This window comes from Streptomyces sp. NPDC056231, assembly GCF_048270745.1.
Taxonomy (GTDB): Bacteria; Actinomycetota; Actinomycetes; order Streptomycetales; family Streptomycetaceae; genus Streptomyces.
Genome location: NZ_JBLVKW010000080.1, coordinates 22,011 through 33,333, shown reverse-complemented (window position 1 = coordinate 33,333; position 11,323 = coordinate 22,011). Strand labels below are relative to the sequence as shown.

Genomic DNA, 11,323 nt, shown 5'->3' with positions numbered 1-11,323 from the left:
TCCAGGCGCCGGCTTCGCCGTGGGTGTCGCCGGTCTGTTGGTGGAGGTTGCGGGCGGTTTGGTGGGCGTCGAGGGCTTCGTCGTAGCGCCGCAGTCCCTTGAGCACGAGGCCGAGGTTGTTCCAGGCGCCGGCTTCGCCGTGGGTGTCGCCGATCCGCTGGTGGAGGTCGCGGGCGGTTTGGTGGGCGTCGAGGGCTTCGTCGTAGCGCCGTAGTTCCTTGAGCGCGCTGCCGAGGTTGTTCCAGGCGCCGGCTACGTTGCGGGTGTCGCCCATGGCGTGGCAGGCGTCGAGGGCGAGGGAGCGGACCATTACGAGGTCCTGCAGACGCCGCCGCCACCCCAGGTAACGGCCTAGCGCAAAGCCCAGAGACATACCGGTTTTTGTGGTGGCTTCGGTGTGGGCGGTGGCGATCAGGTTTTCGCGTTCGGCGTCGAACCAGGCCAGTGCCTGGGCCCGGCCGGCGAACTGGGACGCCACAGTGGTGCCGGGGGGCTGGAGGTGGGTGTCGGCTGCTGTGGCGCGTTGGACGTAGTGGTCGGTGAGGCGGGCGCGGGCCTGTTCGTAGCGTCGGCGCGGGACACGTCCACGGCCCATGAACGCGTCGGCCTGTTCGTGGGCGTAGGCGCGCAGGAGGTCGTGCATCTGCCACCGGCCGCGGATCGTGCCGCGTTCGATCAGATGGCTGGCGGCCAGCCGTCCAAGCAGACGTTCCGCGGCTGCCTGCGGCAGGTCGGCCAGGACAGCGGCGGCGGGGGTGGAGATGTCAGGGCCGGCGTTGAGAGACAACAGGCGGAACAGGTCCTGTTCCTGGGGCAGGAGACGGTCGAAGGACTGGTCGAACGTGGCCCGCAGACTGCGTTCACCATCGTTCAGCCCGTCCAGAACTCCTTCCGCGTGAGCGAGGGAATCTGCGCGTTCGGCGAGCGGCTGGCCGGGATCTCCGGCCAGGAGAGCCGCGGTGATCTGCAGCGCCAGCGGCAGGCAGCCGCACGCCAGAGCGAGCTGCTCAGCAGCTGCCGGTTCCTCATCGACCCGCTGATCGTCGGGATCGTTACCCTGCAACGCCCCTTTCAAGAGAGCAACGGCGTCGTCGGGCTGCAGACGATTGACGGTCCGCATCCGCCCGAGCCCGGGAAGACTGTGCCGGGAAGTGACCAGCATCCCGTGGTCTCCCGGCGGCAGAAGAGGCCGGACCTGCCCGGCAGCGGAGGCGTTGTCGGCGACCACCAACAACCGCTCACCTGCCCGCTCCCGCGCGTTCAGCTGCGACCGGTACACGACCTCCCGCTGCGCACCGGGCGGCGGAAGATGCTCGGGACGCACACCCAGCGACCGCAACAGCGCTTCAAGAACATCGTCAGCCTGCGCCGGGTGCGGATCGTAACCACGGAGGTCGACCAGCAGAACACCCGTGAACCACCCCCGCTCCTGCGCGGCGTGCCCCGCGGCGTGGGCGAGGGTCGTCTTGCCCACGCCACCCCAGCCCGACAGCACCGCAACCGCCGACTGGCCGGCCGCACGATCAGGATCGAGCACCTTCAACAGGAAGGTGATGTCGTCGTCCCGGCCGGTGAATCCTTCCGGCAGCGGCGGCAGGGCATCCAGCGCGGTCGGCACCGGCGCGTACTGCTGCACGAACGTATTGTTCTGGGTACCGCTGCCCTGCGTCGGCCCGGACAAGGTCGACTCCCGGAAATCGACCCGCTGCCCAGGCACCCTCCCGGGCAACAGGCCGACGCGCCCGGCTGCTCCAGGCTGCGCGCTGCGCTTCGCGCCCTTGGCACCGGCCTTCTTCGTCTTGTTCTTCGGTTTGTTCTTTCCGCCCATGCCGGTCTACCGGTGGAAGTGGTTGTTCTGCGTGCCGCTGCCCTGCACCGGCCCCTCGAACGTCGCGTTCCGGAAATCGTTGTGCACCGTATCGGACGGCCGGGCGGCATCGGCCTGGGCGACCAGGGCTTCCAACTCGGCCACTACTTGCCGCCGTTCGGTGTCGGGCAGCTCTTCCAGGAGGGTTTCGAGCCGGGTCTGCCATACCGCGACCTGCGCGATACGGACCTGCTCGGCTTCCGCACCGTCCTGCGCGGCTTCCAGCACCGCCTGTGTACGGTCCAGGCGCTCCAGTACCGCCTGCTCGCGTCCAGCTTCGCCGCGACCGAACAGCCGGGCCACCCCGCTGCGGATCCCGTTCCACGCGTCCGTTCCCGCGGCCTGCACGACCGCGCCGCCACCAGCGGCCGCCGCAGCGATGAGTCCCTCGATCAACACGGCATTCCCCCACATCACCAGAAAGAACCGCCAGCCTAGTTCGCCCACCTTCCTGCCGACGCCGGATTCGTAGCACCTGGGTCGTCTACACCGCCCAGTCGTATCCGAGTGCGGTGAGCGGTACTTCCCGCCCAGTGGGGACGCTGGGCAAGCCGCCCGGCCACATGCCGCGCCGACTCATACTGCGGCGCGCTCCGCGATGAGCTGGCGGCATAGGCGCGCGCGGTCCGCCAGTTCGTCGCCCGCAGCGGAGAGTTCAGCCAGGTAATCCAGCATGTCCGTGACGACTTCGGGTTCCTGCCCTCCGGCGAGAAACACCTCGGTTGCCTCTGTCACACCGGCTTCTGGTTCGAGGATCAGCACCTTGAACAGGTCGAAGCACCCGATGAGGTCCGCATCCGCTGTGACCATCGGAGAGGCGAGCAGCTGTCTCCACTGCTCCACACACGCCCCGAGCCCCGACACCACTGTGTCGAGCATGATCCTCTCGAACATGCAGCCAAGGCTGTCAGGTTCGGCTTCGAGCGCCCGCTCCAGGTCCTCCCGCGCCTGGTCGTAGCGGCGGGCTTGCCGGTGTGCTTGGCCGCGGGAGCCGAGGGCCCAGGCGTAGGTGGGGTTGAGGTCGAGTGCGGCGGCGAGGTTTTCGGCGAATGCCGTGTCGGCGGTGTCCCAGATCATGCCGAGCTCGTCCAGCTCATCCGCCCGGGTGCTGGACATGGTCCCGGCCCGGAACGCCCGCCGTTGGTCGGACAGCCATCGGCCGAGTGGGTAGGTGCCTTCTTGGTGTTCGTAGGGCACGTCCAGGGAGCCTTCGCGGTCGAAGTACTGTCGGGCGGTGTTGTAGCCGCGGGTCCAGTCTTGGCGTTCGGTGTCGAGGATCTGGAACTTGATCCACTTCGCGATCATGACGGGGCCGGCCCGGCTCGTTCGTCACGGGTCGGGCCGGTACCCGCTGGTCAGAGCGTGTCGATCGAGTGGCTAAAGTGACGGGCCGTGCGGCTGAGGTGCTATCCGGAGCCGACGGCTATGGGGAGATGTATGGGCGAGCGACGGCTTCACGGATGTCTCGGCACAGTAGTGGGGCTCGCCCTCGCGGTGCTCACGGCCATGGTTCTGGGCAGAGCGCTGAGCGCCTGCGACGCCGGCGTGAACAATGCGACGAACAGCACCTTCCTCCTCTTCCTCTTCATCCCGTGCCTCTGGGTCGTCCTGACCCTGGGCTGGGTGGCGGTGGGCGTTCTCCTGGGGAACCGCCCGCTCCTCCACACCCTCGCCCTCGTAGTGGTACTCCTCGCCCTGTGCTGGTGCGCCGTCTCGCTCTTCTGGAGCGACACCTACGACTGCCCCAGCGGCGTACCCTCGTGGTGGCCAGGCTTCCTTCCCGCCCCCGGGTTCTGAGTAGGGTCGGGGACTGGCGCGGTGGCTTCCGCTCGGTTTCCAGCCCCGCCGCTTGCCACGCCGCTGATGGTCGCCATGGGCGGCGCGGCCGTCCTCGCGGCCTGCATCGTCCCCATCGCCATCCGATGACTGGGCAAGCCCGCCCCGTCGCCCCGTCGGCCGACCTGCCTAGAGCCGCTGCCCAGGTCCAATGACGGTGAGTCCCACCTGCTCGGCGAGCCAGTGCGCGTATGGCTCTCTCGTCTGGACGCCGCCGAAGACGGCGCTACGGACATGTACAAGGACGGTGTGGTCATCGGCGGGCTCGTCGAGCTCGCGGGTGTGGGTGTTGAAGAGGAGCGTCACCTCAGCATGCTTGGACTCGCCGTGGAACCCCACCTCGGGCGCGTCCGGCCAGCGCAGGCTTTCCCAGTTGATCCAGCCCACGTTCGCGCCGATCGCCGCCGTGAAGGTGTCCTCGATGCTGCCGACCGGCAGCTCACTCAGCCCGCACTCCACCGGCAGCCGCCCCTCGTACGCGGCCGGGTCCACCGGCAGCCCCGGCCCCTGTACGCCGACGACCAGCGCGGGCCGCTCCGCCAGCGGCACCCCGTCGAACTCCTCATAATCGACCTGGCCCTGGAAGCACTCCTCGGGCAGGACCTTCGCCACACGCCGCACCTCGGCGACGGAAGAGAACTCCGCGTACACGGAGACCTCGGAGTACTCGCAGCGACCGAACTCGATGAGACGGCGCGCAGTGCTCAGGGCTAGTGCGAGGTCGGGGGTACGGAAGACGGGATAGGCGATGTCGTTGGACATGGGTGCACTGTGCCACGGCCTGGCTTCGTTCACTTCTAGGGGCAGCGTGGCGTACGGGGCCAGCACCTGTACCCGGCTGAAGTATGCGCCGGCCCGTTGCCAGAAGCCGTTCCCTGGGCCATTGCCGCAGGTCAGGTGTGCGGTGATCACGTGGGGATCACACAAAAAGGGCGCCGTACGGGCGTGATCCCGACGGCGCCCTCGGCGTCCGTGCCGCTATGCCGCGTGTTCGGGGATGGCGACCTCGGTACCTCATTGGTACCGAGTTCTCAGTGCCGCCGGAAGGTCAGATGTGCGCGCCGATGTACTTCGGAACCGACCCGTACTTGTTGTCTTCGGGCTGGCTGTCGCTGGAGAAGAAGTAGAGCAGGACGATGTCGCCGACCAGCGGGATCAGTGAAGTCGGCTGTCGTTTCGTGCGTAAAACCGATGACGCCCATCAGCGTGACGGCGGTCGTTCGGCCTGTCGGTGCCGGCAGGCGGCTCGGGCGTGGGTACGCCCGACTGCAAGGGCACGACGCTGTTCGCCAAGGTGTGTGCCCAGGACAGCAGCCACCAAGCCCCCGGCTCGGGCGGCAGACGGCGAAACTTCAGTACACGGGCCCCGTCCGGGTGGCCCGACCAGTGCTGGACTTTGCCCCGGATCGCCGAGGTGGTGCGTGCTCGGTTCGGCGTGCGGTACACCCTGGCCGGGCTGGATCTGCCGCTGCACCGGATCGGCTGGAGCGTGCAGGTCCCGTCCCGCAAGGCCACCGAGCGTGACGAGGGGCGGATCGCTGCCTGGAAGGACGAGCAGTGGCCCGTCATAAAAGGCGGGCGGTGGACCTGGGCGCCTGGCTCTGCTTCGAGGACGAGGCCGGGCAGGGCCTGAGACCGCCCAAAGGCCACACCTGGGGCCGGCGTGGGCGCACACTCCTGAGGTGCGAGTGACGGCCGCTGGCACCAAGCGGGTGTCGATGGCGGGGCTCATCTACACCAAGTCCGGTCACCGACCGCGGCTGATCTATCGCATCTATCTCAATCGAGGCCCTGCCAAAGGCAGGCGCAAGGGCTTCACCGAGGTCGATTACGCTCGCCTGCTCGACGCGGCCCACCAGCAGCTCGGCGGACCGATCGTGCTGGTCTGGGACAACTTGAACACGCACGTCAGCCGCGCCATGCGCGATCTGGTCGCTGCCCGGCTATGGCTTACCGTCTACCAGCTGCCTCCGTATGCGCCCGAACTGAATCCGGTCGAGGGCGTGTGGGCTCTACTGAAGAGATCCCCGGCCAACCTCACCAAGCACGACCTCGACCAGCTCATCGCGCTGATCAAGGCCCGCCTCAAACGGATGCAGTACCGTCCCGACCTTCTCGACGGCCTCGTCGCCAAGAGCCAGCTCGGCCCTGGCCCTGTGGCATCTCCGCCACCGAAGATCTCTAAAACGGCAGGGCCAACAGCTCGATCAGCCAGAGAATCGCCGGGATGCTGAAGACAACGCCCCAGAAACCGGTCACCAAGAATGCGGCCAGGGCGACCCCCAGCCAGGCCACACGCGTCGGCGCGAGTACGCGTGAGGGGTCCTGGGGGTCGTATTTAATCTCGTCGCGGCGCCCTCGCAGTGCCGGACGCGCCGTGACCTTCCGGCCGTCAAGCGTGCGGAAGTGGACGATGTAGTCATTGGTGCCTTCGCTGTACGGGTCTGCCTCGAACCTCGCACGGACGGTGATGCCCCGCCGCCACATCACCCACCGCGTGTCCAACTCGGCCATGCCCACCCACATGCGCAGCAAGGCGACGCCTGCAGGAAGCAACAGCCAGGCGAAGAACCCCAGGAAGGGCTCCACCGGCAGCCACACGGCCAAGGGAAGCCCCAGGACCACATACCAGAGCGCACGCCGCCACCACGGGCTGCCATGCAGTACCCGATCACGAAGATCAGCCAGCGTACGCAGGGGCCACACCTGCACCGAATGCCGCTGTAGCGGCCGCCGGTTCCCCGATGGGCCAGCGTCACTCATGATCGCTTCGATCTCTGCGCCGAGCGCGGCGACCATATCCCTATTACGGTGCCGGACCGTCATGGCCGTGTCGACCTGCGTGTCCTCGAAGAGGAGCACGGCCAGCGACTTCTCAGTGGCCTCGACCTGGCGGATCTGCGTCCCGGGCACGACGACAGTCGTTCGCCCCCGCCTCCAGTGCAGTGCACCCTGCTCCACCCATACCCGGGTACGGCCGCTGGCCAGGACAACCCCTGTTGCAGGCCCAGTTTTTGATTCCCCCACGGAAGTGGATCGTAGACGTGTCGAGCGTCAGATGCGTCCGCCGGAGCAGGACTGCACTCCGCTTCGTAACCCCAGCCCTTAAAGATCTCTAGACGTTTTCATGCCCAGCGCATGCCGATCTTGGACAGCTGCTCCATACGCTCCGGCGACAGTGTCGCGGCCCTGCTCCGCTGGTTGCCGATCCAGGCCCCCAGCTTGAGCTCCCGCTTCTCCTGGTCCTCGCCGACGATCCGCTCGACGTGCTTGCGGGGGACGTGGAGGTGCCCCTCGCGCTCGAAGAACTGTCGGGCCGCGGCGAGATGCATCGCCCACTTCTCCGCCTGGCTCGTGCGGGGCTTGGGCTTCTCGTCTTCGCTGGCGGGTGTGATGCCGAGGACCTGTTCGCACATCCATTGCTGCACCGTGGTGAGTTTGTCCCACCCGAGGCGCTGCGCACGGACCCACCGTCCGAGGTCTTCGCCCTGGTGCACGACGGATCCTGGGTCGGTTGGCAGTTCGCCGCCGATTTCCTCGAGGTGGATCCGGGTGAGGTGGAAGGCGCGCTGCCATTCCACGGGCCAGGCGGGGCACCAGGAAGGGTCGATGTCCTCGAGCTGCTCGCGCCGCTCCGACGAGAGCGCGCCGGCCCATGACTGGACAGGTAGCCCCTCGGCCTGGCGCTGCTCGAGCTCCACTGCCTTCCGGGCGGCGGCCCTGGCGTTCTTGAGCCAGATGCCCACCGCTGCGCCCTGGAAGGTGGCGTCCAGCGGTGCCAGGAGGTGCCCACGTTCGGCCGCCCACCCACGGGCGGCGGTCAGGCCTTCCTCCCACGCGACGTCGAAGTGGGACCAGATCATGCCGAGCTTTTCCAGCTGCGTGATGCGGTTGGCGTCCATGTTCCCGCGGGCGTAGAACCTCCTGGCGTCGGTGGTCCACTGTCCCAGCGGGAAGTTCGCGAGCGAGGCCGGCCACGCTTGCGTCTCCGCTTCCTCTCCGGCCGGGACGCGGAACGTGAACGGGACGCGCAGGTCGCCGTGCTCGCGGGCGTAGATGACGGCGGCCTCCACCCCGCGCCGCCAGTGCTCATGTTCCGGGTTGAGTACACGGAGGTTGATGAATGCGGCGAGGGCTGCGGGGTCGCGCGATGTGGAGAACTTCAGCAGGGCCTTGGCGGGGGTGCTGACACCTTCTCGTGCTGCGCCGGGCTCTGTGTCTTCACTGGTGAGCTCGCGTCCCTTGGGGGAGCGGCTGGGGGCCTGCTGCTCCGCGAGGGTCTCCACGATCCTGGCATCGTGTGCCCGGAGCGCTTCCAAGAGTTTGGCGAGCCCGCCGAACGCCCTCGACGTGAGCATGTTGTCGGCCGTCTCGCCTGGCCCGAGCAGCACCGGCACGACCAGGCTGGCCATCTTGCCCTCGCCCGGCTGCATCCGCAGCGCCCGGCCCACCGCCTGGACCAGGTCCGGCATGGAGCCGCGCACGTCGGCCCAGTAGACCGAGTCGCAGTTCTTGGTGTCGACGCCCTCGCCCAGGACCTTCACCGAGCACAGGAAGCACTTCTCCACGACGGTGCCGTCCGTGGCGATCCCAGCGGCGAACTCGCCCAGGAGCCGGCGGCGGTGGAGCGGTTTGTGGTCGCCGCACAGCCAGTTGGCCCAGATTGTGGCCGGGTAGAGCTCCGGATCGGCGGCGTGCAGCTGCGCGGCGACGTCGGGGAGGCCGGCCGCGAAGGCCTCGGCCTCTTTCACCATGTGGTGGAACACGAGCGTGCGCCGGAACCCTTCTTCAGCCGACGCCTTGATCAGGGCGGTCTGCAGGGCGGCGAGCCGGGCTCCGCGTACGGCCTCGGACCGGGCCTCGGCACCGAGCAGCTGTGCGGCCTGGAGCTGTGTATCGGTGACGTCCACGCATACGACCTGGTAGGGGGAGCAGATGCCCCGGTCGATCGCTGCCGAGAGCGTCAAGGTGAACGCCCTGCTGCCGAAGGGACCGTCCGGGTCGTCTTCCATGCTCGCCACCAGCTCGCCGGGCGCGCCGTCCTGGTCCTCGTCCCCGAGTTGCCACAGCCGGGGCGTGGCGGTCATGTAGAGGCGGCGCAGGGCCGGGATCCTCGTGTTGTCGTGGACGACCGCCCAGGGCTTGCCGATTCGGCCGGAACACCTGTGTGCCTCGTCCACCACGATCAGGTCCCACCCTGGAAGGCCGATCGCGTGCGCGCGCTCCAGGGTGCCCAGCCCGAGCGAGGCGTACGTGGCGAACACGGTCACCTTGTCGAACGGCCTTACCCACTCCACGAGCTCGCCCACGTCTGTGGTGTTGGGGAAGGACACCTCCTCCCCCCGCAGCGAGGAAACCCCGATCATCGGGCCTGTGCGGCCGCCCTCGCGCCACGCGGCTTCGGTCTGGGCGAGCAGATCCAAACTGGGGACGAGGACGAGTACACGCCCCGCGTGGAGCTCCTGAGCGCTGCGCACCGCCACGAGAGTTTTCCCGGATCCGGTCGCCATGATGACCTGGGTGCGGAGCCCTCGCTCGGGTACAAGTGATCTTGCAGGGAATTCGAGAGCGCGGATAACTGCATCCACGGCCTCTCTCTGATGCGGACGAAGCGTTTTCTTTTCCATCGAGGCGTCCCTTTTCCAGAAATCTCGCTGTCCGTCTCTACCGCCCGCGCGTTTCCCTCAGCGTGGCGTGCTGCGCGTCGACGGCCGTGGCGAGGCGGGCGTGCAGTTGCTCGAGGAAGTGCCAGAGGCTTTCGGCGGTGATGCGGTAGCCGGTCTCGTCGAGGTCGTAGCAGTTGTCGGTGTGGGCGCCGGCGGTGAGGTGGTAGACGCATCCGGTGGTGTGGCTGAGGGCGTACATGCCTCCACCGCCGTCTGTGGCGAACACCGACACTGCGTCATCAACGGCGCCGGTCAGCCGGTTCGGATAGTTGCCTGCCTCGACCTGGGCAGCAAAGGACGAGGCGTCATCGATCCAGATCCCGTTGTCGAGGTCGGGCAGCTCTACCGCACCGAGATGCCCGTAGTACTCCAGGAGCGGACCGGCCACGCCCCGGCGGGCCAAGGCCTCCGCCGGCACTGGACTCTCCCCTGCAGCCCAGCTCGGCGGAGATCGCGTACGCCTCGAAGAAATGGTGGATGCCCAGTGCCGCGTGCAGGCCGGGCAGGTCGGGCCAGGCATCGGAGACCACGGCCATCCGCACCTGCCGCTGGCTCAGCTCCTCCAGGGTCTTCCTCACGTCCGGGTACAGCTCCAGCACTCTGTCCACGGGGACTTCACGGCGCAGATCGGCCAGGAGCTGTGGGGTGGCCTCTATCCCGAGGTTGCGTAGCACCACACGGTGGTAGTCGTCGTAGTCGGGGGTCGAGGACAAGCCGGCGAAGAACCGGTCTCCGGCGACGATCGCCGCGGCGAACCGGTCATTCGTGATCGAAGGATCGTGAGCGAGGACGGTCTCCTCAAAGTCCGCACGCGGGTTCCATCGGCCTCCGATCGGACGCATCAGCACACCACCGGAGTCGAAGAGAATGGCCTGGACATCTATGGAAGCGGGAGATCGTCGGCCATGTCCACGGACGTGGTGTACGGCTGACGCCGTGAGGGGCGTCGGCGCGTGGTCACTCACATGGCTCAGCCGCGGAGTGCGGGCGGTCCTTCGGGCTCGTACGGCACAGGTCGGCCCGTGAACGCGTCCAGGAGAAGACGATCGCCGACCGGCCGGTCCAGCTTCACCGTCACCTCTTCCGCAAGCAGCTGGCTAGTGCAGGGACCGTCCTTGGTCCCGACGACAGATGCGGACAGCACGACGCTGCCGCCGGTCTCCAGCACGTCCACGGCGGGGCCGTCGTCGCAAGCTCCGTGGGTGGCCATCACTGTGACGGACCGGCCGTCCCCAGCCACCCCGATCATCCGGCCGAGCGGCGCCAGTTCGTCGGTGGGTACTTCCCCGGCCGGTTTGATGGGCGCCTCGGGGAGCTTCGACGGGCTGAGGGCAACCCGCTTGAGCGGGGTGTCATAGCCCTCCAGGGCGAACAACCAGGCCGGCACTATCGCCGGGCCACGGCTGGTGGCCAGGGACATCTCACCCAGCTTGACCCCGGTCACGGTGAGCTGTGGTCCGTCGATGCTGCCGCCGGCCACAGTTGCGAACGCCTCCCGCGCCCCCATCAGGGGCAACGTGAGCGAGCCTCCGCTCGCCCACTTCACCTGCCCGTCCTTCTGCGACGTGGCGGGGAGCTCGCCGCGCAGGACGAGGTTCCGGGCCCCGTAAGCGAGCTTGTCGTCTGCGTTGCGGAAGGCGTTCTCGGGCAGCTGGACCACCTCGCCCATCGGGTAGTAGCCCTTGGCCCACACCTCGGCGGCCTTGGAGCCGTTCCAGGCATCGGCGACCTGGCGGGCGCGGGCCTTCGACTCGGGCGCCGAGTCGGCGCCGCGACCCTGTGTGCCGCCTCTGGCCTTCTCGCTGCCGCAGCCGGTGACGGCACCGGTCCCGGCAGTGAACAGGGCGAATACGACGAGCAGATCGACGGTTCGTGCGGCGCGCGTACGCATGGGGGTCCCCCTGGACGGTGGCGGTGACAACGGCTGTGCAGTGAAAGGTGGAGGCCGTGCTGC

General features: G+C 68.1%; 12 protein-coding genes. 3 read left to right on the top strand and 9 right to left on the bottom strand.

The window, feature by feature from the left end; translation table 11 throughout:
- The 3 genes from ACNPQM_RS36505 to ACNPQM_RS36495 form a co-directional block, all read right to left on the bottom strand.
- Nucleotides 1-1,828 (bottom strand): tetratricopeptide repeat protein (locus tag ACNPQM_RS36505; RefSeq protein WP_418087329.1); only part of this gene is annotated, 1,828 nt, incomplete at its 3' end.
- Between the two features lie 6 nt (nt 1,829-1,834).
- Nucleotides 1,835-2,263 carry a hypothetical protein gene (locus ACNPQM_RS36500; RefSeq protein ID WP_418087328.1) on the bottom strand — a complete coding sequence of 143 codons (429 nt, stop codon included), beginning with the start codon at nt 2,261-2,263 and terminating at the stop codon, nt 1,835-1,837.
- Between the two features lie 180 nt (nt 2,264-2,443).
- Complete coding sequence (locus ACNPQM_RS36495) at nt 2,444-3,172, bottom strand: Helicase associated domain protein (RefSeq protein ID WP_418087327.1); 729 nt, start codon at nt 3,170-3,172, stop codon at nt 2,444-2,446.
- 201 nt (nt 3,173-3,373) lie between these two features.
- On the opposite strand from ACNPQM_RS36495, the gene ACNPQM_RS36490 reads away from it, so the two are divergent.
- Nucleotides 3,374-3,664, top strand: coding sequence for a hypothetical protein (locus ACNPQM_RS36490; protein WP_418087326.1), 291 nt, complete (start codon nt 3,374-3,376; stop codon nt 3,662-3,664).
- Nucleotides 3,665-3,832: 168 nt separating this feature from the next.
- Here ACNPQM_RS36490 and ACNPQM_RS36485 read toward each other — a convergent pair whose 3' ends face one another.
- Nucleotides 3,833-4,465 carry a hypothetical protein gene (locus tag ACNPQM_RS36485; protein WP_418087325.1) on the bottom strand — a complete coding sequence of 211 codons (633 nt, stop codon included), beginning with the start codon at nt 4,463-4,465 and terminating at the stop codon, nt 3,833-3,835.
- 490 nt (nt 4,466-4,955) lie between these two features.
- Between ACNPQM_RS36485 and ACNPQM_RS36480 the strand changes: the two genes are divergently transcribed.
- Both ACNPQM_RS36480 and ACNPQM_RS36475 read left to right on the top strand, forming a co-directional pair.
- Nucleotides 4,956-5,336 (top strand): helix-turn-helix domain-containing protein, encoded by a 381-nt coding sequence (locus ACNPQM_RS36480; protein WP_418087324.1) that lies wholly within the window; start codon nt 4,956-4,958, stop codon nt 5,334-5,336.
- Between the two features lie 49 nt (nt 5,337-5,385).
- On the top strand, nt 5,386-5,937 hold the full coding sequence (locus tag ACNPQM_RS36475; RefSeq protein WP_418087323.1) for a transposase: 552 nt from the start codon (nt 5,386-5,388) through the stop codon (nt 5,935-5,937).
- Here the strand turns inward: ACNPQM_RS36475 and ACNPQM_RS36470 are convergent.
- The 5 genes from ACNPQM_RS36470 to ACNPQM_RS36450 all read right to left on the bottom strand — a co-directional run bounded on the left by ACNPQM_RS36470 (nt 5,885) and on the right by ACNPQM_RS36450 (nt 11,260).
- Nucleotides 5,885-6,616: a hypothetical protein gene (locus ACNPQM_RS36470; protein ID WP_358862008.1), complete on the bottom strand. Its 732-nt coding sequence runs from the start codon at nt 6,614-6,616 to the stop codon at nt 5,885-5,887. The two genes, ACNPQM_RS36475 and ACNPQM_RS36470, sit on opposite strands and share 53 nt — an antisense overlap.
- Before the next feature lie 212 nt (nt 6,617-6,828).
- Nucleotides 6,829-9,330, bottom strand: coding sequence for a Helicase associated domain protein (locus tag ACNPQM_RS36465; protein ID WP_418087322.1), 2,502 nt, complete (start codon nt 9,328-9,330; stop codon nt 6,829-6,831).
- A gap of 37 nt (nt 9,331-9,367) precedes the next feature.
- On the bottom strand, nt 9,368-9,787 hold the full coding sequence (locus tag ACNPQM_RS36460; protein ID WP_418087333.1) for a hypothetical protein: 420 nt from the start codon (nt 9,785-9,787) through the stop codon (nt 9,368-9,370).
- Nucleotides 9,675-10,211 (bottom strand): HAD family hydrolase, encoded by a 537-nt coding sequence (locus ACNPQM_RS36455; RefSeq protein ID WP_418087321.1) that lies wholly within the window; start codon nt 10,209-10,211, stop codon nt 9,675-9,677. Before ACNPQM_RS36455 ends, ACNPQM_RS36460 begins: the two co-directional genes overlap by 113 nt.
- 128 nt (nt 10,212-10,339) lie before the next feature.
- Nucleotides 10,340-11,260, bottom strand: coding sequence for a hypothetical protein (locus tag ACNPQM_RS36450; RefSeq protein ID WP_418087320.1), 921 nt, complete (start codon nt 11,258-11,260; stop codon nt 10,340-10,342).
- Between the last annotated feature and the right edge of the window lie 63 nt (nt 11,261-11,323).

Excerpts from the sequence above, each read along its gene's own strand:
- ACNPQM_RS36495 (WP_418087327.1), bottom strand. The coding sequence starts at position 3,172 with ATGATCGCGAAGTGGATCAAGTTCCAGATCCTCGACACCGAACGCCAA.
- ACNPQM_RS36490 (WP_418087326.1), top strand. The coding sequence starts at position 3,374 with ATGGTTCTGGGCAGAGCGCTGAGCGCCTGCGACGCCGGCGTGAACAAT.
- ACNPQM_RS36485 (WP_418087325.1), bottom strand. The coding sequence starts at position 4,465 with ATGTCCAACGACATCGCCTATCCCGTCTTCCGTACCCCCGACCTCGCA.
- ACNPQM_RS36465 (WP_418087322.1), bottom strand. The coding sequence starts at position 9,330 with ATGGAAAAGAAAACGCTTCGTCCGCATCAGAGAGAGGCCGTGGATGCA.
- ACNPQM_RS36455 (WP_418087321.1), bottom strand. The coding sequence starts at position 10,211 with ATGCGTCCGATCGGAGGCCGATGGAACCCGCGTGCGGACTTTGAGGAG.
- ACNPQM_RS36450 (WP_418087320.1), bottom strand. The coding sequence starts at position 11,260 with ATGCGTACGCGCGCCGCACGAACCGTCGATCTGCTCGTCGTATTCGCC.